Here is a 19,816-nt window from a genome sequence, read left to right on the forward strand (position 1 = left end):
CCAGATGGACGGCCGTCGACGCAACCCGTATGAGCTGACCGAGGACACCCCGGTCTACGTCATCTCGGTGGCGGCCCAGCTCTCCGGACTGCACCCGCAGACGCTGCGGCAGTACGACCGCCTGGGACTCGTGTCCCCGGACCGCACCGCGGGGCGGGGCCGGCGCTACTCGGCCCGAGACATCGAACTGCTCCGCCAGGTGCAGCAGTTGTCGCAGGACGAGGGCATCAACCTGGCCGGTATCAAGCGCATCATCGAACTGGAGAACCAGGTCGCCGCGCTCCAGGCCCGCGTCGCGGAGCTCCAGGACGCCCTCGACGGTGCGGCGGCGGCGATGCGCCAGCGGGAGGCGGCCGTCCACGCGTCCTACCGCCGTGACCTGGTGCCGTATCAGGAGGTCCAGCAGACCAGCGCGCTGGTGGTGTGGCGCCCGAAGCGGCAGCAGCAGACGGACTGACCCGTACGCAAGGGGCCCGGAGACTCCTCCGGGCCCCTCTGTGTGCTCAGGGCGCCAGGGCCACCCAGGCGCCGCCGGGCGCGGACTCGGTGCCGTCCGCGTAGCCGGCGGTCACCCAGTAGAAGTGGGTGGTGCCCTTGGCGGCGCCGGTGTCCTCGTACGAGGTCCCTGTCACGGCCGCCAGCTTCTCGTACGCCTTGGTGTCCGGGTTCCAGCGGTAGACCTGGTAGCCGGTGGCGTCGGTCACCGGTGACCAGGTCAGCTCGACGCCCGCCTCGGAGGAATCCGCCGTCAGCCGGACCGGGGAGCCCTCGGGCGTCGCCACGCTCGGCGTCATGTCGGCCTCGGCCGCGGTCACGATCTCCGGCGAACGGGTCCACTCGTAGTGGGAGTTCCAGTCGTCGTCGACGGCGTCGACGAAGAAGCACCGCTTCTCGCCGTCCGCGAGCGTGGTGTACGTGTACGAGGTGGTGGCGGTCTCGGCGTTCCTGACGGTTCGGGGAACCGGGCGTCCGTCCGGACGCCCGGTGTTGCGGAGCGGTGTCTCAGAGCCAGGAGTCCCAGATCCCGTACGCCTCCTGCCGCACCACTTCCTCGTTGCCCGCCGCGTCGCTGTAGACCGCCCGGTAGAAGTAGAGGCCGAGCCGGTCCACGTACACGGTGTGGTCCATATAGGACTTGGGGGCGTCGACCTTGCCCGAGGCGAGCGTGGTCCAGGTGCCGGAGGCGGGGTCCCAGCGCTCGTAGCGGTAGTCGGTCCAGTCGCCGCACGGCATGTCGTAGATCGTCACGCCACAGCGGGCGTAGATCTCCGGGTACTGGCCCTCGGTGATGGTGGTTCCGGTCCACCCCGGCGGCCGGGTGTCGGGCAGGGTGACGGTGATGTCGGTGGGGTTTCCGGAGTCGGGAGTGATGTCCATGTACTCGCCGCCCCCGGCGGTCACCCGGTAGACGTGCTCACGGCCGTCGGGCAGCGTGGGGCAGAGGATCTCGGTCTCGGGCAGGGAAGCGCCGGTCCAGCAGTTCCTGCTCCACACCGTCCTGCCGGTGTCCGGGTCGGTCGTGCCCTGCCACACGGAGTAGCCCTCGACGTCGTCGTCGGCCGGTGGAGTCCAGGTGAGGCGGACGCCGAGCGGGACGACCTCCGCCTTCAGGTCGTTGACCGCAGCCGGGAACCGTGTGTCCGGCGTGGTGGCGGTGATGGGCTCGCTGGGCTGGGAGCGGTGCCCGTACGGGTCGATCGCCACGATCCGGTACTCGTACGTCGTCTCGGAGGCGCCCGAGGCATCACGGCACATGGCTTCGACGGCGTAGTTGCCCCAGACGGCGTACGCGGGGTCGACGCCCTCCCACGGATTCGACGTCTGGGTCGTGGGCGGCTCCAGGGGGCCGTCCCCGTCGCTCGGCGAGCACCGGTCGATGACCGTGCTCTCACCGGTCACGGTGTCCGTGCGGACGATCTCGTACGTGGTCGAGTGGGCGAGGTCGAGGGTCCACGGGTCGCTGCTGCGCCAGTCCAGCTCTATGAAGCCGCCCCAGTGGAGGGTCGCGCCCAGTCGGTACGGCGCGATCGCCTCCGGCCGCTCCGCCATCTTCAGCGTGATCTCGGCGGGTGCCGAGGTGTTGCCCGCGGTGTCCGTCGCGCGCACCGCGTACCGGTACTCGTCGGCGAGGGCGACCTGCTGCCGCGGCACCACGTCGGTCTGCGTGGTGGTGGCGCTGTCGCCGAAGGCCTTGAGCCAGCCGCCGGTCGCAGGGTCGTACTGCAGCACCTCGTACCTGGCCGCGTCCGCGTCGGCCGTCCACACCAGGTGCGGGACGCCGGAGCGGTACTGGACGTGCGCGCCGACCGGGGCCGCGGGCGGGACGCGGTCGCCGAGGGTGACCGTCGTGGCGGCGGAGTACGCCGACCAGTTGCCGGCCGCGTCGCGCGCCCGCCCCCGATAGGTCGCCCTGGTGCCGTCCGCGGACCGCCCCGGGTCGCAGAACGTGGCCTTGGTGCCGGTGTACACGGTCGTCCACGCACCGGTGGCGGGGTCCTGGCGCTGGGCCTCGTACAGGGCGATGTCGGCCAGGTTCTGGGGCGTCGTGACGAGTTCCAGACCGGCGACCGTGTCGTCGGTCCAGCAGCCGTCCAGCTCGACGAACGGGGCGGCCGGCGGTGTCTTGTCGATCGTGGTGACGGCCTGGTCGGCGGTGCCTGCGGACTCGTTGCCCGCCTTGTCGTAGGCGCGGACCTCGTAGTAATAGGTCGCGCCGTTCACCGGGAGCGTCGAGTCGGTGTACGACGTGGCGGTGGTCGTGACGAGCGGGGTGCTGCCGAAAGAGGCACCCTTGAGGCGGCGGTAGACGCGGTAGCCCGCGAGGTCCATCTCGTTGTTCTTCGCCCAGGCCACCTTCGCCTTGCCGGTGGTCTGGTCGTAGGAGACCGAAGTGCCGGTGGGGGTGAGGGGCCTGACCTTGTCGACGGTGGCCGAGGTGCGGGGCGTGTAGGAGAACGAGACGTTCGCCGTCCCGGTCCAGTTGACGTAGTCCACCCGCAGGGTGTGCCTGCCGGACGGGATGGTGACGTTGACGGTCTTCTTCTGGGTGGTCGAGACGTTCTTCCAGACGTCCACCTTGCGGGTGCCGTCGAGGTAGACGCGGATGCCGTCCTGGGTGGCGGCGGTGAAGGTGAAGGGGCCGCCGGAGCCGAAGTCGCGGATGAGGGTCCAGCGGACGGAGAAGTTGTCCCTGGGCAGGCCCGAAGCGGGGGCGCCCGTGCCCCAGTTCTCGTTGACCGTGCTGTCACAGTCGGTCTTCTTCGGGGTGCCCGAGAGGCTGGTGTTCGCGAAGAGCTGCCGCTTGAACACCGGCGAGGTGCAGGTGGTGGCGGCGGAGGCGGGCGTGGTGAGGGCGGTGAGCAGGCCGCCCGCGGTGGCGAGCACGACGGCGGTGGCCGCGGCGGCGGTCGTGCGTCGTCTGGCTGGGTTCATTCGGTCCTCTGATCGGATCGGGGCGCGGCAAGGCGTTCGTGATCACGACACGCGAGGCAGGCAAGGGGTTGTACAGGATCTTTACTTTCCGCTGACCCTTTGGAGGCTGGGCGGCCGACGCATGCCCGTCGGCGCATGACAGAGATCACGTTTCACGGGGCCTCGAGCAAGGAGTGGGAACAGCAACAGAGTTGACCGAACGTCAGCCACCGCTCGCGCCAGGTGACGGGCTGAGTCGGCATCAGGCCAGGGTGGGGGAACAGCCCCCACACGACGTTCTCTTGGTTTTCACTTGACTCGCACAGTGATCCTGTTGCCATCTCGTTAACCGGTAGTTCTTGACGCTGCCCACCGTCCCCGCGTTGGCTTTCAGCCACCTGGGTCGCAACGCTGCTCCCTCGCCCGGAAGGCACCTGATGTGAACGTTCGTACCACCCGTAGGACCGCTGTGCGTCGTACCGCCATAGCCCTGGCCGCCTCGGCGTCGGCCGTCTCGCTCGCCGCGTGCGGCGTCATCGACGGAGTCGGCGGCAGCAGCAGCTCCGCGACCCCGAAGAAGGGCAACGACATCACGGTCGGTCTCCTTCTGCCCGAGAAGGAGAACCCGCGGTACGACAGGTTCGACTACCCCATCATCAAGAAGCAGGTCGCCTCCCTCACCGACGACAAGGGCAAGGTCCTGTACGCCAACGCCGACGCCGACGCGGCCACGCAGAACAAGCAGCTCGACCAGATGATCGCCGACAAGGTGGACGTGCTGCTGGTGGACGCGGTCGACGCCAAGGCCATCGCGCCGGGCGTGCAGAAGGCCAAGGACGCGGGCATCCCGGTCATCGCCTACGACCGGCTCGCCCAGGGCCCCATCGACGCGTACATCTCCTTCGACAACGAACTGGTCGGCCAGGTGCAGGGCCGCGCCCTCATGGACGCACTCGGCGCCAAGGCCGCGAGCAGCAAGATCGTCATGATGAACGGCTCGCCCACCGACCCGAACGCGGCGCAGTTCAAGGCGGGCGCGCTCAGCGAGCTCCAGGGCAAGGTCAACATCGTCAAGTCCTTCGACACCAAGGACTGGAAGCCGGAGAACGCCAAGGCGAACATGACCGAGGCGATCCGGGCCGTCGGGCTGAGCAACATCGCCGCGGTCTACTCCGCGAACGACGGCATGGCCGGCGCCGTCATCGACGCGCTGAAGGAGGCGGGTGTCAGCAAGGTGCCGCCGGTGACCGGGCAGGACGCCGCGCTGGACGCGGTGCAGCGGATCGTGTCGGGCGAGCAGTACATGAGCGTGTACAAGTCGTACCCGGACGAGGCCAACAACGCCGCGGAGATGGCCGTGGCCAAGGTCCAGGGCCGCTCGATCGAGTTCGACGCACTGACCCGTGACCATGTCGACAGCCCGACGGAGAAGGACATCCCGTCGATGCTCGTGCCGGTGGTCGCCCTCACGAAGGACAACATCAAGGACACGGTGATCCAGGACGGCATCTACACCGTCAAGGACATCTGCACCGCGAAGTACAAGGCGGACTGCTCCGCGATCGGCCTGCGCTGAGAGCCCCGAAAGGCTCGTCGACACCCCTCGCGTCGCCTGCCGCGGCAGCGGCTGAGGCGGCACTGTGCGCACAGCACAGGCCTGGCGCGCCTTCGGGTCACCCGGCGGCCGGTGTGTCGGCCCGTATTCGGATTGTCCCCCTGCGACCCGCGCCCCCTAAGGGCGCGGGTCGCAGGCTTCGCGGATCGGGGCTTCCGCCGGCGGCCCCGTCAGCTTGGTGCAGCGGAAGTTCCGGAGGTGGGGCGAAACCGCCATGTTCCGGGGCAAGAGCGGGCGTTGTGGCGGGGGAGCCGTGTTGCGGTGGCGGGCGGGTCCGCGCATAGTTGCGCTGCGAAGGCGTGCGGGGCGCGGCGCGGACGGCGCGCGTCCGCGTGCGTGAGGGAGTCGCCGGCGGGTCGCGTCGCGTGGACGCGGGAGCCAGGAGTCGTAAGCCAGGGGTGGAAGATGGCCGGGCACGGGACGGACGCGCATCCGCACGGCGCTGACCGGCTCTGCGAGGCCGGGACCCGCGTGTACTCCCGGGCCGTGCGTCGCGGCCGGGTGCCCCGCTCCGACGCGGCGAAGGTGCCGTGCCTGCTGGAGCTGGCGCTGCTGCACCCCGACCCGGACGACATGGACTGGCTGGTGCCCACCGCCCCGCAGGAGGTCATGACCCGGCTGCTGCGCGGTGTGCACGAGGAGGTCTCCGCGAGTCGGGCGCGGGTCGGCACGGCGGTGGCCGCCGTCGAGTGGTACGCCGGGCTGGGCGGCCGTGAGCAGGGCCCCCAGGAGGGCGTGGCGATCCGTGTGCTGGACGGGCTGACGCGGATCCGCGCCGCCATGGACGAGGCGACGGAACAGTGCACGAGCGAGGTGCTGACCGTGCAGCCGGGCGGCATCCGCCGCGAGGACGAGCTGGCCGAGGGCCTGCCGCGGGCGCTGGAGCTGCGCCGGCGGGGTGTGCGCATGCGCGACCTGTACACGCATGTCGCCCGGCACGGCCAGGGACTGCACACCTACATGGAGCTGATGGGCGACGCGGCCGAGGCCCGCACCCTGGACGAGGTGCCCGAGCGGCTGATCCTCTTCGACCGCACCGTCGCCTTCATCCCCGCGAACGCGGACCGCACGATCGCGCTGGAGCTGCGCCATCCGGCCATCATCGAGTACCTGGTGACCGTCTTCGAACGCCTGTGGCGTCTGGCGATCCCGCTCACCTCGCCGCTGCCCGAGACGGGCATCGACGGCATCACCCACCGGGAGCGCTCCATCGCGGCGCTGCTCGCCGAGGGCCACCAGGACGCGGTGGTCGCGGAACGGCTGGGCATCAGCGTCCGCACCTGCCGCGCGCACATCGCCCGGCTGTCCGAGACCCTGGGCGCGGCGAGCCGTACGCAGCTCGGGGTGAGGATCGCCCAGGCGGGCCTGGACGGTCCGCCGCACGCGCCCGAGTTGCTGCCGGTCACCGCTCGGGGTGCTCCGGAATCCCCCACCGAGGTGTAGGGCCCTCGCGCCTCAGTGCTCCTCCTTCAGGATGCCCGACCGGGCAATGAGGTAGCCGAGTTGGGCGCGGCTGCCGCTGCCCAGGGCCTGGGCCAGCTTGGCGATGTGCGCCCGGCAGGTGCGGACGTTCATCCCCAGCCGGCGGGCGATGGCCTCGTCGACGTGACCCTCCACCAGGAGCTTGGCGATGGAGCGCTGAACGCCGGTGATGCCGTCGCGGGCGGGTTCGTAGGGCACCTCCTCGCGCAGGGGGGTGGCGCGGCGCCAGAGGTGCTCGAAGACCTTGATCAGATACTTGACGAGGCCGGGATGGCGGAGTTCCAGGGCCACTTGCTGGTCGTCGTGCGCCGGGACGAAGGCGACGGTCTCGTCGCAGATGATGAGCCGCCCTATGAGTTCCTCCAGGGTGCGGATCTCGACCTTGCCGCGTGACATGACGTCCACGTACGCCATGGTTCCCAGGCTGTGGCGCACGGTGTGCTGGTAGAGCGTGCGCATGCTCACGCCGCGCTCCATCAGGGGCCGGTCCCGCTCGAGGGCCTGCCTCAGGATGTGCTCGCTGCGTCCGCCGCCCGGCTGGACGGTCAGGACCTCGTGACGGCATTCGGCCGTGGCGAGGTTGAGCGCCGCGTTGATCCGGTCGGAGCCCTCGAGCACGGTGATGGCATGGGTGGGGGCGGGGGCCAGGGCGCTGAGCGCCATGAACGGCTCGAAGGATTCGGTCAGTTCGATGGACATTCGCCGACGATCCAGGATCTCCCGCTCCAGCGGATGCAGCCGTTGGGCGAGCGCGACGGAGGGCGGAACCGGCCGCAACCAGTTCTCGTCGTCAGGATCCGGGTGCAGCAGAGCGAACTCGAGGAGGCAGGGGGCGTCCTTGATCTCCGACCGGGCGATACGGCCGGTGCTCAACGCGCTTGCATAAAGCTGTGTCCCCTCCTCGCAGAGATCGGTTATCGCGTGTGGATGTGTCCCTTTCGGATAGTTATTAGGCAAATCTCCACCCCCCAGGGTCCTGAACATGCAGGAACATGATGCATCGACCCTGTGGCATTGACGTGCCTGAATGAGCCATCGTCTTGGTGGCACGGGGGAAGAAAACTCGTTGAGTGAGGACGAAGCCGACTATGTACAAGAGAATGCTTCGATCGGCGCTTGCCGTTGCCTTCTCTGCGGCCGTGGTCTTCGGTGCCGGGGCGGGGACGGCGCAGGCGGTCGGCGTCGCCAAGCTGGACACCGGCTGGGGTGCCAGTGAGCCGACGGGGGCCGTCGCGACGCCGGCGGACACCGGTTGGGGGGCGAGCGCGCCTCTCGCCGCGCCGAGGACGACTTCATGAGCACGCCGCCCGACGACCGGTCCTTCCGTCGGGAAATGGCCACCGCCTACCGCTCGGGCTGGCACTTCATCGACCTGGCCACCGCCATCCCCCACAGCGGTGACTCGTTGATGGTGACCGTGTTCGGGGAGCCCGTCGTCGTCGCCCGCGACGAGGACGAGGACGTGCGGGCGTACAGGTTGCTGCGGCGGCCTCGCGGAGCGCCGCAGCCCGTGCGGTGCGCCATCCGGTACGGAATGATCTTTGTGAACCTGGACCAGCGTGACCACCGGCTGTCCGAGGCGGACAGCCCGGAAGTGAGGACCATCTCAGCCACCCCCCGCAGTGCCTGACGCGATTCCCCCGTCGTAACAAATCGCTCAGGTGCTTCCCCCCGCAGCGGCGTCACCGTGACCTGAACACGGTGACGCCGCTGCAGTTTCCGGCGGACATCTGCGGACATCGCCCGGATCCGACGGTGGCCGAAATCAGCAGGGTCGGCGGGCCCGGCGGTCAGCCGCGTCCCAGCGCCCGGGAGAGCGCGATCTCGATCACCACCCGTGACGGGTTCGGTGCCGGCACTCTGCCGTAGCGCTCGGCGTAGCGCCGCTCCGCCTCCGCGACCCGCCCGGGGTCCGCCGAGACGTGCGCGCGCCCCTCCAGCGTGGCCCACCGCCGCCCGTCCACCTGGCAGACCGCGACCGGCGCTCCCTCGGGCCCCGCCGCCGTCACATGTCCCACCTTCGCGCTCGCCTTGTTGGTGATCACCCGGGCCAGCCGCGCGTCGGGGTCGTACGTCACTCCGACCGGTACGACGTGCGGGCTGCCGTCCGGGCGCAGGGTCGTCAGCGTGCACAGGTGTCTTTCCTGCCAGAACCTGAGGTACCCGGCATCGGGTGCGCCGGGGTCTTGGGAGTACGTGGCCATGGAACCGGAACCTAGCCGTTCCCTCTCCCGTGCGACGCCTTGAGTGGAATAGACTCAACTTTGTGTACGTTGACGTAGTCACAGTGGAAGGCAACAGCTGAGCGCGGCTGACCCGCAGGAGGAGAACGGACACGTGGACGCCGAGCTGACCAACAGGAGCCGGGACGCGATCAACGCGGCCACCCAACGGGCCGTGTCGGAGGGCCACCCGGACCTCACCCCCGCCCACCTGCTCCTCGCGCTGCTCGAGGGGCAGGACAACGAGAACATCATCGATCTGCTCGTCGCGGTGGACGCCGACCAGGCCTCCGTGCGCTCCGGCGCCGAGCGCCTGCTGGCCGGGCTGCCCCGTGTGACCGGGTCGACCGTCGCGCCGCCCCAGCCCAACCGCGACATGCTCGCCGTGATCGCGGACGCGGACAAGCGCGCCAAGGACCTCGGCGACGAGTACCTGTCCACCGAGCACCTGCTCATCGGCATCGCCTCGAAGGGCGGCGCCGCCGGCGACGTCCTGTCCCGGCAGGGAGCGGACGCCAAGAAGCTGCTGGACGCGTTCCAGAAGACAAGGGGAGGACGCCGGGTGACGACCCCGGACCCGGAGGGCCAGTACAAGGCCCTCGAGAAGTTCGGCACCGACTTCACCGCCGCCGCGCGCGACGGCAAGCTGGACCCGGTCATCGGCCGGGACCAGGAGATCCGCCGCGTCGTGCAGGTGCTGTCCCGCCGCACCAAGAACAACCCGGTCCTCATCGGTGAGCCCGGCGTCGGCAAGACCGCCGTCGTGGAGGGGCTCGCCCAGCGGATCGTGAAGGGCGACGTGCCCGAGTCGCTCAGGAACAAGCGCCTCGTCGCACTCGACCTGGGCGCCATGGTCGCGGGCGCGAAGTACCGCGGTGAGTTCGAGGAGCGGCTGAAGGCCGTGCTCTCCGAGATCAAGGACAGCGACGGCCAGATCATCACCTTCATCGACGAGCTGCACACCGTCGTCGGCGCGGGCGCCGGCGGCGACTCCTCCATGGACGCAGGCAACATGCTCAAGCCGATGCTGGCCCGCGGCGAGCTGCGCATGATCGGCGCGACCACGCTCGACGAGTACCGCGAGCGCATCGAGAAGGACGCCGCGCTGGAGCGCCGCTTCCAGCAGGTGTTCGTGGGCGAGCCGACCGTCGAGGACACCGTCGCCATCCTGCGCGGCCTCAAGGGCCGCTACGAGGCCCACCACAAGGTGCAGATCGCGGACAGCGCCCTCGTGGCCGCCGCCGCGCTCTCGGATCGCTACATCACCTCCCGCTTCCTGCCCGACAAGGCGATCGACCTGGTCGACGAGGCTGCCTCCCGGCTGCGCATGGAGATCGACTCGTCCCCGGTCGAGATCGACGAGCTGCAGCGTGCCGTGGACCGGCTGCGCATGGAGGAGCTCGCCCTCGACAAGGAGACCGACGCGGCCTCCCGTGAGCGCCTGGAGAAGCTGCGCCGCGACCTGGCCGACAAGGAGGAGGAGCTGCGGGGCCTGACCGCTCGCTGGGAGAAGGAGAAGCAGTCCCTCAACCGCGTGGGCGAGCTGAAGGAGAGGCTCGACGACCTGCGCGGCCAGGCCGAGCGCGCCCAGCGCGACGGTGACTTCGACACCGCGTCCAAGCTGCTGTACGGCGAGATCCCGGGGGTGGAGAAGGAACTGGAGGCCGCCTCGCAGGCCGAGGAGGAGGCCACGAAGAACACCATGGTCAAGGAGGAGGTCGGCTCCGACGACATCGCGGACGTCGTCGCCTCCTGGACCGGTATCCCCGCCGGGCGCCTGCTGGAGGGCGAGACGCAGAAGCTGCTGCGCATGGAGGAGGAGATCGGCAAGCGGCTCATCGGCCAGAGCGAGGCCGTGCGGGCCGTCTCCGACGCCGTACGCCGCAGCCGTGCGGGCATCGCGGACCCCGACCGCCCGACGGGCTCGTTCCTCTTCCTGGGCCCGACGGGCGTCGGCAAGACGGAACTGGCCAAGGCGCTCGCGGACTTCCTCTTCGACGACGAGCGGGCCATGGTCCGCATCGACATGTCCGAGTACGGCGAGAAGCACAGCGTCGCCCGGCTGGTCGGCGCCCCGCCTGGATACGTCGGCTACGAGGAGGGCGGCCAGCTGACGGAGGCGGTGCGCCGCCGCCCGTACAGCGTCATCCTGCTCGACGAGGTGGAGAAGGCGCACCCCGAGGTCTTCGACATCCTGCTCCAGGTGCTGGACGACGGCCGCCTGACCGACGGTCAGGGCCGTACGGTCGACTTCCGCAACACCATCCTGGTGCTGACCTCGAACCTGGGCAGCCAGTTCCTGGTCGACCCGCTCACGAGCGAGGCGGAGAAGAAGGAGCAGGTCCTGGAGGTGGTCCGCTCCTCCTTCAAGCCGGAGTTCCTCAACCGGCTCGACGACCTGGTGGTCTTCTCGGCGCTGACCAAGCCCGAGCTGGAGCGGATCGCGCAGCTCCAGATCGAACGCCTGGCCAAGCGGCTGCACGAGCGGCGCCTGAACCTGGAGGTCACCCCCGAGGCCCTGGCCTGGCTCGCCGAGGAGGGCCTGGACCCGGCCTACGGCGCCCGCCCGCTGCGCCGCCTGGTCCAGAGCGCCATCGGCGACCGCCTCGCCAAGGAGATCCTGGCGGGCGAGGTCAAGGACGGCGACACGGTCCGGGTGGACCGGTTCGGCGAGGGCCTGCTGGTGGGGCCGGCGACGGGCAAGACGCTCTGACCGGGACTCCGGCCGGGCGTCAGGCAGAGTAGGCCTCCAGGTGTACGAGAGCGGTGTCCCCGCTCTCGTACACCACGGACACCCGGACCTCCTCGACACCCTGCGGCAGGCCGGAGCCGGCGTCGAGGCACAGGTCGTCTCCCTCGAGGCACCGCGTCGTCGGCGTCCGCCCCGGATACGACTTCTCCAGCCAGCCCACGACGTCGGCCCGCGGCATACGCCAGCTGCCGTCGTATTCCTGGTCCTGCCAGCTGTAGGAGGTGCAGTCCTCGTCGCTCATACGGTCGGGCAGCGAGGCGCCCGCGAACTTCACGGCCTCGGAGCAGCCGACCTTGTCGATGGTGTGGAACGGGTCGTCGTCGGTCGCGAACGAGTACACGGCCCAGCCGAATCCCACCAGGCACACGACGACGAACGCCGTGCACAACCACCAAAGGCCCCACATGATCCGGCGTCCCCACATGATCCAGCGCAATGCGCACCCCCCGGCCGCAGGCCCCCGCCCGACGGTGGAAGACCGGCCAGATCATGTCAGCCACCGGCGGACACGACCCGTCCGGGGTTGCCACCCCCCTCCCCGCATGAGGGAGGATGGCGGAATCCGTACGAAGGGAAGAACACGGTGAGCATCGACCCGTCCTCGATTCCGAATTTCGGGGGCCAGCCCGAGCCGCAGCCGCCGGCGGGCCCCGTGGTTCCGGATCAGGACCTCGTGAAGCAGCTCCTGGACCAGATGGAGCTCAAGCACCTCGTCGACGAAGAGGGTGACCTCGTCGCGCCGTGGGAGCAGTTCCGTACGTACTTCATGTTCCGCGGCGAGGGCGATCAGCAGGTCTTCTCGGTGCGGACGTTCTACGACCGGCCCCACAAGATCGACGAGAAGCCCCAGCTGCTGGAGTCCATCGACGACTGGAACCGGCGCACGCTGTGGCCCAAGGTCTACAGCCACACCCACGACGACGGCACCGTCCGCCTCATCGGCGAGGCGCAGATGCTGATCGGCACGGGCGTGAGCCTGGAGCACTTCGTCTCCTCGACCGTGAGCTGGGTGCGGGCCGCCATCGAGTTCGACCGGTGGCTCGTGGAGCAGCTCGGCCTCGCGGAAGAGGTCGACGACGCGGAGAAGCCCGAGGACGACGGGGAGTAGGTTCCCCGCCATACCCGTCCAGTGCCGCGGCAGCCCGCCCGCACTAGAGGGGAGATCGGGCCAGCACCACCAGATAGGCCCCATAGACGAACGAGAGCCCGGCCAGCGCGCCCGCCACCACCGCGGCGTGCCACGGCCGGGCTCGCGCTGTTCGCACCAGCGCCCGCGCCACCACGATCAGCAGCGGGAACGCCGGCAGCAGAAAACGCGGCTTGGACTCGAAGAACCCGGAGCCGCCGAGCGCGATCAGCAGCAGCACGCCGCTGTGGACGACGAGTGGCAGCGGGGCCCGGTCCACGACCAGCAGGGCGAACAGCACGGTGCTCACGCCGACGATCACGAGCGCCGTCGGGAACAGCAGCCGGGTGCCGTGCAGCAGCATGTGCTCGGTGAAGTGCAGGGCGCCCCGCCCGAAGTCGAAACGCGAGCCCCACAGTCGTTGCACGGTGAAGTAGCCGCCGAGCGGGTCTCCCCGGCGGCGGCCCACCCACACCACGTAGCCGCTCCAGCCGAGCGGTGCGAGCGCCGCGCCCGTCCACAGCCTGTGGGAAACTCCGCGCCCGCGCTGCCGCCACACCTCCAGGCCGGCCGCCGCGAGGACCGCCGCGGCCACCGCGACGCCGTTGGGCCGGGCGAGGCCCGCCAGTGCCGCCAGTGCGCCCGCCCACACCCAGCGGCGGGTCAGGACGGCGTACAGCGACCAGGCGGCGAACGCGGTCATGACGGGTTCCGTGTAGGCCATCGACAGCACGACGGAGTGCGGCAGCAGTCCCCACAGCAGGACCAGGACGACGGCCACCTCGGGGCCGTACAGCCGCAGGCCGATCCGGTGGATGCCGCAGGCGGCGACCGCGGCCGCCGTCCACGACACCAGTAGTCCCGCCGCGCCGCCGCCGAGCGGGGCGATCGTGGTGACGGCGTGGACCGCGCCCGGGTACAGCGGGAAGAACGCCAGGTCGCTGTGGACGCCGGTGCGGGTGTGCTGGGTGAACCCGTAGCCGTGGGCGGCGATCCGCAGGTACCAGACGGAGTCCCAGGAGCGCCCGAGCAGGAGCAGCGGGTTCTTGCCCGCCGCCCGGGCGACGACGGCGAGCACGAGCACGCCGGACAGCCGGACGGCGAGGAACAGCCCGAGGGCGGTGAGGGCCGTGGCGGCCGGCCGCCGCCTGCCGCCGGAAGGACGGACAGGGTCGTGGTGGCCCGGGCGCTCGACGGCCGGGGCCGGGACGGTACTGGCGTGGGTCACACCGGAACCATGCGTCGATCATGTCCGATTTGCGACCTTGTGCGTCCGCGCGCCGACGAATTCCCACGCCTGACACGCCGCCTGGTGGACGGGGGACGGGAGACCGGTGGCCGGAGACGGGAGAGGGGAGACAGGAGAGACACGGGAAGGGACGCCGGGCGCCGATGCTCGGAGCGGGGCGCCCGGTGCGGGCAGTGGGGCGCCCGCGTTCGCAGCGGTGCGGGCGGGTGCCGACGGCGCGCGGCGCGCGGTCGCGCAACAGATGCCACATCGGCAACTCGAGTACGACGCCGTCCGTGAGCCGACGTCCCGCCGGTAGCGGCGTTCACACCGCGATGGGCGGCGGCACCGGCGGGCTGTCGCTCCGGGCCGGCTTCAGGGAGACGTGATCTCCGAGGCTCCCTAGTTGGCCTGCCCGGTCGGCCGGATCGTGACGGTGTTCACGTCGACGCCGGCCGGCTGGCCGAGCACCCACATGATGCCGTCGGCGATGTTCTCCGCGCTGAGCGCCGGGCCGGGCGGAGTGCCGCCGCGTGTGTCCCAGAACGGCGTGTCGACTTTGCCGGGGGCGATCAGGCTCACCCCGACACCCGACTCGGTGACGAGCATGCGGGTGTTCTCGGCGAGGGCGTGCACGGCCCACTTGGTGACCGAGTAGAAGTTCCCGGGACTGTACTTCAGACCGGCGACCGAGCCGACCAGCACGATCCGGCCACGGGACTTCCTCAGCTCCTCGAGCGATGCGCGGATCAGCAGCGTCGGCCCCAGGACGTTGGTGAGGAGCATCGAACGCATCAGCTCCGGATCGCCGTCCGCCACTGAGTCGTGGGTGGAGTGACCGGCGTTGGCGATGACGTTGTCAAGGCGCCCGAAGCGCTGCACCGTGGCCCGCACCGCCTCCTCGACCGCGCCCGCGTCGGCGGCGTCGCCGGGCAGGAGCAGCAGCTCCTCCGGGTCGCCGAGGGCCCGGGCGACCGCCCTGAGTCTGTCCGCGTCGCGCCCGGTCGCGGTGACCCGGTGACCGGCCTTGAGCAGCCGCCGTACGGTCTCGGCGCCGATGCCGGTCGATCCTCCGGTGATCAGCGTGACGGGCGTGGGGCTGGCACTCACTGTTCCTCCAGTGCTCGTTCGTGCAGGGCGTCCATCGGCTCGCCGCCCGGCTGCCAGGCAGCCAGGAATTCCGGCTGGAGGACGGCGTCGACGAGTTCGATGTTCGCCCCGATGCTCTTGAGATGGTGGTACGCGTAGGGCCGGCCGAAGGGACATCCGGAGAACTCGGCCGGAAACCCCCGCTTCTCCAGCCGTCGCACACCGGCGCCGATGTCGTCGCTCCAGTACCCCAGGTGATGGAAGCGCGGTCCCGCCGAGGCGTCCCAGGGGCTGCCGGGGCCGCCTTCGACCAGCTCGACGAACGGCGGCCCGGGACGGCTGAAGACGATGCGAAAGTCCCAGTCACCGATCCGTCCCGGGCGCGGTTCCGCCCACGTCACGCCGGCGGCGGCACGCAGCTCGCGCATCGCCGCCGGCAGGTCGGGAACGGCGAAACCCACGTGGTAGAACGCCATCCGTCAGCCCCCTAGCGGCCCGAAAGCCCCGGGTAGCGGCCCGTGTTCACCCACTCGTCCATGGCCGGCCGGTCCGCCGTGTCCACGTACTCGATCCGCACGCCCTGCAGGTCGGGGCCGGTGATCAGGGCGAACGGCGTCTCGCCGGGTCCCGGCCGGAAGTAGGCGTCGACGCTGATGTCGGCGGCTTCCAGTTTCTTCAGCCGCCCCTCCATGTCGTTCTCCCACACCCCGTAGTACAGGACCCTTCCGGCATGTTCGAGGGAGGTGATGCCGTCCCCGTCCGCCTGGATGAGTTCGTACTGCGGATACGCGGTACGAGAGAAGGCGGCCGTCATCCGGCCCGGGCCGCCCTGGCCGCCCTGTTCGAGATACGGGATCTCGAAGGTGGCCGGCTCGGTGAACTCGATGCCGAACCACTGCGAGTACAGCTCGACGGCCTCGGCCAGGTCCGGTACGACGACGCCGACGTGGAAGCACGACTCCGGCAGCGGCGCCTTGTCCGCGGCGGGCCGGAACGTCTCCAGGATCGGCGGTTCGAGCAGGCACTGAAGGAGTCGGGGGATGAACTCCGCCAGGTACGGAGTGTGCTTGTGCGCTTCGAGGGCGGCCTCGTCGGCGTACTCCTCGATGACCAGGCGTTCTCCCGGCCGGTCCGCGGAGATGACGTAGTCGAAGCGGAGGCAGCCGGGTTCATGGGCACGGATGTTGCGTTCGAGCTCCGCCATCAGGGCGTCGAGACGGGCCTCGGTGCCCGGCTTGACCAACTGCCGTGCGGTCGCGGTGATCGTCACGAGTTACTCCTGTCAGTGAGACGTCCGAGGAAGGAAGGGGGAGGGGACGTGGGGCGGGCATCCGGCGTGCGCCGGTGTGTGGGGCTCCTGCCCGGTCAGACCGCCGCGGGCGCGGGACGCACCACGGCCACCAGCAGCAGGGCGAGCAGCCCGCTCGCGGCCAGGACGGTGCCGGAGGAGGACAGAGTGGCCAGCGGTGCCAGTGCGGCGACTCCCAGCGCGCTGCCCGCCTGCCGACCGGCGTTGAACGCTCCCTGGCCGGTGGCCGCGAGTTCCTTGGGAGCGGCGATGGCCATGTCCGCGGTGGCCGCCGGGATGGCGAGTGTGGAACCGAGGGAGAGGGCGATCTGGGCCGTGATGACCACGGCGAGCGGCGTGTCGTTCGAGGCGAACGCGAGGGCTCCGCCGGCCGCCGTGTCCAGGGCGAGCCCGACCAGAATCACCCGACGCGCCCCGATCCGGGCGACGAGGCGACCGGTCAGCAACGGCATGAAGCACATCGGCAGCGTCATGGGCAGGAACGCCGTACCCGTCTCGAACGCCGACAGGCCCCGCTCCTCGACCATCCACTGGGTCAGCGCGTACAGCACCCCGTAGAAGATGAACGACGCCACGGCACCGGCCACGATGTCCGCCCGCACCCGGGCCAGTCCGACCAGGGCCGGCGGCAGGATCGGCGCGGTGGCCCTGCGCTCGACGACGAACAGGGCGGCGAACGCCGCGGCCGCGAGTGCCAGGGCCAGCAGCGGCAGCGGACGCCCCCAGCCCTCGGTCCCGGCGTCGATCAGGCCGAACGTGAGGGAGGCCAGCGCCAGGACCGACAGCGCGATTCCGGCCCGGTCCACCTCGCGCACGGAGTCCGGGCGCCCACCGGGCAGTCCGCGGGACGTGAGCAGTGTGACGGCCACGATGACGGGGTTCACCAGGAACACCAGCCGCCAGCCGCCCAGTTCGACGAGTGCGCCGCCGAGGACGGGGCCCGCGATGAGACCGGTGGAGGTGACCGCCGCCCAGGTGCCGATGGCCTTGGCCCGCTCTGCCGCATCCGGGTACAGCCCGGCGAGCAGTGCCAGTGACGCCGGGACCATTCCGGCAGCGGCGACGCCCAGCAGTGCCCGCCCGCCTATCAGGAACGCGGCGTCGGGCGAGGCCGCACAGAGGAGGGACAGGGCGCCGAAGGCCAGCACGGCGCCCCGGTAGACGCTGCGGGCGCCGAACCGGTCGGCCACCGCGCCGGAGGCGAGGAGCAGGCCGGCGAAGACGATCGTGTAGGCGTCGACGGCCCAGGGCAGGGCCGCCTGGCTCGCATGGAGGTCGGAGCGTACGTCGGGCAGCGCGACGTTGAGGATGGAGGTGTCGAGAAGGACGAGGAAGTTGCCCGCGGCGACCCCCGCGAACAGGCTCCGCCGCGACGGCGTTGCCTGGCGGGAGGGCGCGGTCACCCTGTCGCTGGCGAATGTCATGAGGAATTCCTGTTCGAAGGGGTTACGGGCGGCTGAGAAGGGCGAAGCGCTCCTTCGCCGGTCAGGCCGCGTTGTTGAGGAAGCGGGGCCCGTAGAAGACCGGCCGGGCCAGGTTGGTGTAACGCTCCAGGGACCGGAATTCCCTGGGATAGAGCTCCTCCAGGCGCGCGACGACCGCCGGGGGAATTTCGTTGCGCATGATCGTGAAGCAGGAACGCACCCGCATCTGGTCCATCTGGGTGACCGCGGCCCCGAGGGAGGGCCACCAGGTCTCCACCGGGCCGTTCCAGGTGGTGTCCAGCGCGAGCATCATCTGCGTGTAGGCGTCGTCGAACGATTCGAGTTCCTTGCGCACCTCGGGCCCGCGCGGATCGAGGGCCAGCACCGCCTCGTAGCCGTCCGCGGGAACCGCGAGGGTGTTGATGACCACCGGCCAGACGATCTCCTCGCCGGTGAAGAACTCACGCTCCGTCTCCCGGGAGAAGGGCACCGCGTCCAGGGGCTGGTAGCGCCGGCCGTAGCGCAGTTCGGCGAACCGGGCGTAGTGGGAGCCCTCCTTCTGGAAGGTCTCGGCGGCCGTCTCCACGGTGCCCTCGCCGCCGCCTTCGCCCTGCTCGGTGATGATGTCCAGCGCGTGCAGGAACGAGGCGACAGGGTCCGGGTCGTCCCTGTCGAACGTGAGATAGCCGAGGTTTCCGCCGACCTGGTTGGCCGGCCCGCCCAGGCGTACGGCCCGCTCGACGGCCGCCGCGTTGCGCTTGATCGCGTCGCGGACGGCGTCGTAGAACGCGCCGATCGTGGGATAGGAGGCATCGCGCTGCCGGGCGTTGAGCACGAAGAGCGGTGCTTCCAGCCGCATGAACGACTCCAGCGCGGCGCCCGACAGTTTCGCCAGCCGCGGCCTCAGGTCGGGTGCGACCCCGCCGGGCAGGCCGCCGTTGCCGGGATAGGCCGGTTTGAGGCCCTTGATCGCGGGGCTTCCGCCGAGTGCGGCGACCATGTTGGCGGCGATGGCCATGTGGACCATCTCCTCCATCAGGACGCTGCGGATGGTGTTGTACGACGGGTAGTTCTGCACCTCGAGCGAGTACATCGCGGCGCAGTACAGCGGCATGGTGGAGTGCTCCAGCGCGATCGCCGTCTGCAGGGCGCCGCGGATCCAGCTGAGGTCTCTGAGGTCGACCGGTGTGGGCATGTGAGGCTCCCGGGTGCGTCGGCGCTCAGGCTTCGGCGGACTCGTCGAGCGGAGGGAAGAGCATCGGCTGGAAGAAGTCCTGGAAGGACTCCTCCAGTTGGGGGTGCTGATAGAACTCCGGCCCGGTCTCCTCGAAGATCGCGTCCCCGATGCCGCCGATGGTGTCGAACATCATCGAGACGATGGTGCCGACCTCCCGGCCGAAGTAGTGCGCCACCATGGCGACCGCACCACCGTTCACGCCGTAGGAGCCGGTGAACGTCCAGATGCGCGAGGCGGTGTTGGCGATCCACATCCGGCGGCCGAGGGGCACGTTGAAGCCCTCGCCGCGCAGTCCGCGGGCCACCGCGGCCACACAGGTCAGGGGCTCGTCGTTGACGATTCCGGAGCGGGCGATGACGCCGACGCCCGAGCAGTTGGCGGCGATGACCTTGCCCGCTTCGTGGTGGCGGCGGATGAGCTTGTGCACGCGGTCGTTGGTCAGCAGCGCGCCGGAGCCGACACCGCCGGGGACGTAGAGGATGTCGAACAGGTCGTCGTCGTTCAGTACCGAGTCGGCGACGACGTTGGTGCCCATCTGCATCTTGACGACGCCGGGCTCCAGGGAGACCAGGCGCACGTCGAGCTCGCGGTTGGCGGCCTCCCGCTCCCATGGCGCGATCTGTCCGCTGGTGACCAGCGCGGCGCCCTTGAAGATCTCCAGCGGCGTGATGGTGTCCTGCTCGGAGCATGACTCGTAGCCGAGAACCGCGATGGAGCCGATCTGGGCCGGCGCCCCGCCGGACGCCGTGGTGCCGAGGGCGGTTGTGGACGTGGGTGTACTCACGGTGCTCCCCCATTCGTGTGTGTGCGGGGCGGCCGGCTTGGACACCCCACCGGACCTGAACCCGGCCCCGCCAGGAAACAGTGCCAACAGCACGGGGCAGCTTCAAATAAGCAATCCGGGGAGGGCCATTACTTCAG

At 70.3% G+C, this 19,816-nt stretch carries 18 protein-coding genes; 6 read left to right on the forward strand and 12 right to left on the reverse strand.

From position 1 onward, the window contains the following. Positions 1-4: 4 nt before the first annotated feature. Positions 5-457, forward strand: a complete 453-nt coding sequence (locus C3488_RS03810) for a heat shock protein transcriptional repressor HspR (protein WP_103837851.1) — start codon at positions 5-7, stop codon at positions 455-457. A gap of 46 nt (positions 458-503) precedes the next feature. Here the strand turns inward: C3488_RS03810 and C3488_RS03815 are convergent, their stop codons facing one another. Both C3488_RS03815 and C3488_RS03820 read right to left on the reverse strand, forming a co-directional pair. Then, positions 504-815: a hypothetical protein gene (locus tag C3488_RS03815; protein WP_103837852.1), complete on the reverse strand. Its 312-nt coding sequence runs from the start codon at positions 813-815 to the stop codon at positions 504-506. A gap of 187 nt (positions 816-1,002) precedes the next feature. Beyond that, the gene (locus C3488_RS03820; RefSeq protein ID WP_103837853.1) at positions 1,003-3,432 is read right to left on the reverse strand and encodes a PA14 domain-containing protein; all 2,430 of its coding nucleotides are present in this window, start codon (positions 3,430-3,432) and stop codon (positions 1,003-1,005) included. A 448-nt stretch (positions 3,433-3,880) separates the two neighbouring features. Between C3488_RS03820 and C3488_RS03825 the strand changes: the two genes are divergently transcribed. Next, a complete protein-coding gene (locus C3488_RS03825) occupies positions 3,881-4,987 on the forward strand; it encodes a sugar ABC transporter substrate-binding protein (RefSeq protein WP_103837854.1) in 1,107 nt (368 codons plus the stop codon). A 444-nt stretch (positions 4,988-5,431) separates the two neighbouring features. Next, positions 5,432-6,469 (forward strand): helix-turn-helix transcriptional regulator, encoded by a 1,038-nt coding sequence (locus tag C3488_RS03830; RefSeq protein WP_103837855.1) that lies wholly within the window; start codon positions 5,432-5,434, stop codon positions 6,467-6,469. Positions 6,470-6,481: 12 nt separating this feature from the next. Here the strand turns inward: C3488_RS03830 and C3488_RS03835 are convergent, their stop codons facing one another. Next, on the reverse strand, positions 6,482-7,492 hold the full coding sequence (locus C3488_RS03835; RefSeq protein WP_103837856.1) for a helix-turn-helix transcriptional regulator: 1,011 nt from the start codon (positions 7,490-7,492) through the stop codon (positions 6,482-6,484). A gap of 310 nt (positions 7,493-7,802) precedes the next feature. Here C3488_RS03835 and C3488_RS03845 point away from each other — a divergent pair, with 310 nt between their 5' ends. Beyond that, on the forward strand, positions 7,803-8,138 hold the full coding sequence (locus tag C3488_RS03845; protein WP_103837858.1) for a hypothetical protein: 336 nt from the start codon (positions 7,803-7,805) through the stop codon (positions 8,136-8,138). A 160-nt stretch (positions 8,139-8,298) separates the two neighbouring features. Here the strand turns inward: C3488_RS03845 and C3488_RS03850 are convergent, their stop codons facing one another. Continuing rightward, on the reverse strand, positions 8,299-8,712 hold the full coding sequence (locus tag C3488_RS03850; RefSeq protein ID WP_103837859.1) for a pyridoxamine 5'-phosphate oxidase family protein: 414 nt from the start codon (positions 8,710-8,712) through the stop codon (positions 8,299-8,301). A 133-nt stretch (positions 8,713-8,845) separates the two neighbouring features. Between C3488_RS03850 and clpB the strand changes: the two genes are divergently transcribed. Continuing rightward, positions 8,846-11,443, forward strand: a complete 2,598-nt coding sequence (gene clpB / locus C3488_RS03855; protein ID WP_103837860.1) for an ATP-dependent chaperone ClpB — start codon at positions 8,846-8,848, stop codon at positions 11,441-11,443. A 19-nt stretch (positions 11,444-11,462) separates the two neighbouring features. Here the strand turns inward: clpB and C3488_RS03860 are convergent, their stop codons facing one another. After that, complete coding sequence (locus tag C3488_RS03860; RefSeq protein ID WP_146067827.1) at positions 11,463-11,918, reverse strand: hypothetical protein; 456 nt, start codon at positions 11,916-11,918, stop codon at positions 11,463-11,465. Between the two features lie 147 nt (positions 11,919-12,065). On the opposite strand from C3488_RS03860, the gene C3488_RS03865 reads away from it, so the two are divergent. Then, positions 12,066-12,590 (forward strand): YbjN domain-containing protein, encoded by a 525-nt coding sequence (locus C3488_RS03865; protein ID WP_103837862.1) that lies wholly within the window; start codon positions 12,066-12,068, stop codon positions 12,588-12,590. Between the two features lie 43 nt (positions 12,591-12,633). Here the strand turns inward: C3488_RS03865 and C3488_RS03870 are convergent, their stop codons facing one another. The 7 genes from C3488_RS03870 to C3488_RS03900 all read right to left on the reverse strand — a co-directional run bounded on the left by C3488_RS03870 (position 12,634) and on the right by C3488_RS03900 (position 19,679). Beyond that, on the reverse strand, positions 12,634-13,836 hold the full coding sequence (locus C3488_RS03870) for a mannosyltransferase family protein (RefSeq protein ID WP_107528741.1): 1,203 nt from the start codon (positions 13,834-13,836) through the stop codon (positions 12,634-12,636). Between the two features lie 402 nt (positions 13,837-14,238). After that, a complete protein-coding gene (locus C3488_RS03875; protein WP_258053279.1) occupies positions 14,239-14,946 on the reverse strand; it encodes an SDR family oxidoreductase in 708 nt (235 codons plus the stop codon). Continuing rightward, positions 14,943-15,401, reverse strand: coding sequence for a VOC family protein (locus C3488_RS41305; RefSeq protein ID WP_258053280.1), 459 nt, complete (start codon positions 15,399-15,401; stop codon positions 14,943-14,945). The genes C3488_RS03875 and C3488_RS41305 overlap by 4 nt, the downstream gene beginning before the upstream one ends. A gap of 11 nt (positions 15,402-15,412) precedes the next feature. After that, positions 15,413-16,195: an antibiotic biosynthesis monooxygenase gene (locus tag C3488_RS03885; protein ID WP_103837864.1), complete on the reverse strand. Its 783-nt coding sequence runs from the start codon at positions 16,193-16,195 to the stop codon at positions 15,413-15,415. Between the two features lie 95 nt (positions 16,196-16,290). After that, positions 16,291-17,658, reverse strand: coding sequence for an MFS transporter (locus C3488_RS03890; RefSeq protein ID WP_103837865.1), 1,368 nt, complete (start codon positions 17,656-17,658; stop codon positions 16,291-16,293). Between the two features lie 61 nt (positions 17,659-17,719). Continuing rightward, complete coding sequence (locus C3488_RS03895) at positions 17,720-18,853, reverse strand: ferritin-like domain-containing protein (RefSeq protein WP_103837866.1); 1,134 nt, start codon at positions 18,851-18,853, stop codon at positions 17,720-17,722. 25 nt (positions 18,854-18,878) lie between these two features. After that, positions 18,879-19,679 (reverse strand): DJ-1/PfpI family protein, encoded by an 801-nt coding sequence (locus C3488_RS03900; RefSeq protein WP_181138865.1) that lies wholly within the window; start codon positions 19,677-19,679, stop codon positions 18,879-18,881. Positions 19,680-19,816: the final 137 nt, after the last annotated feature.

The sequence above is a fragment of the Streptomyces sp. Ru72 genome (assembly GCF_002920635.1).
GTDB lineage: Bacteria > Actinomycetota > Actinomycetes > Streptomycetales > Streptomycetaceae > Streptomyces.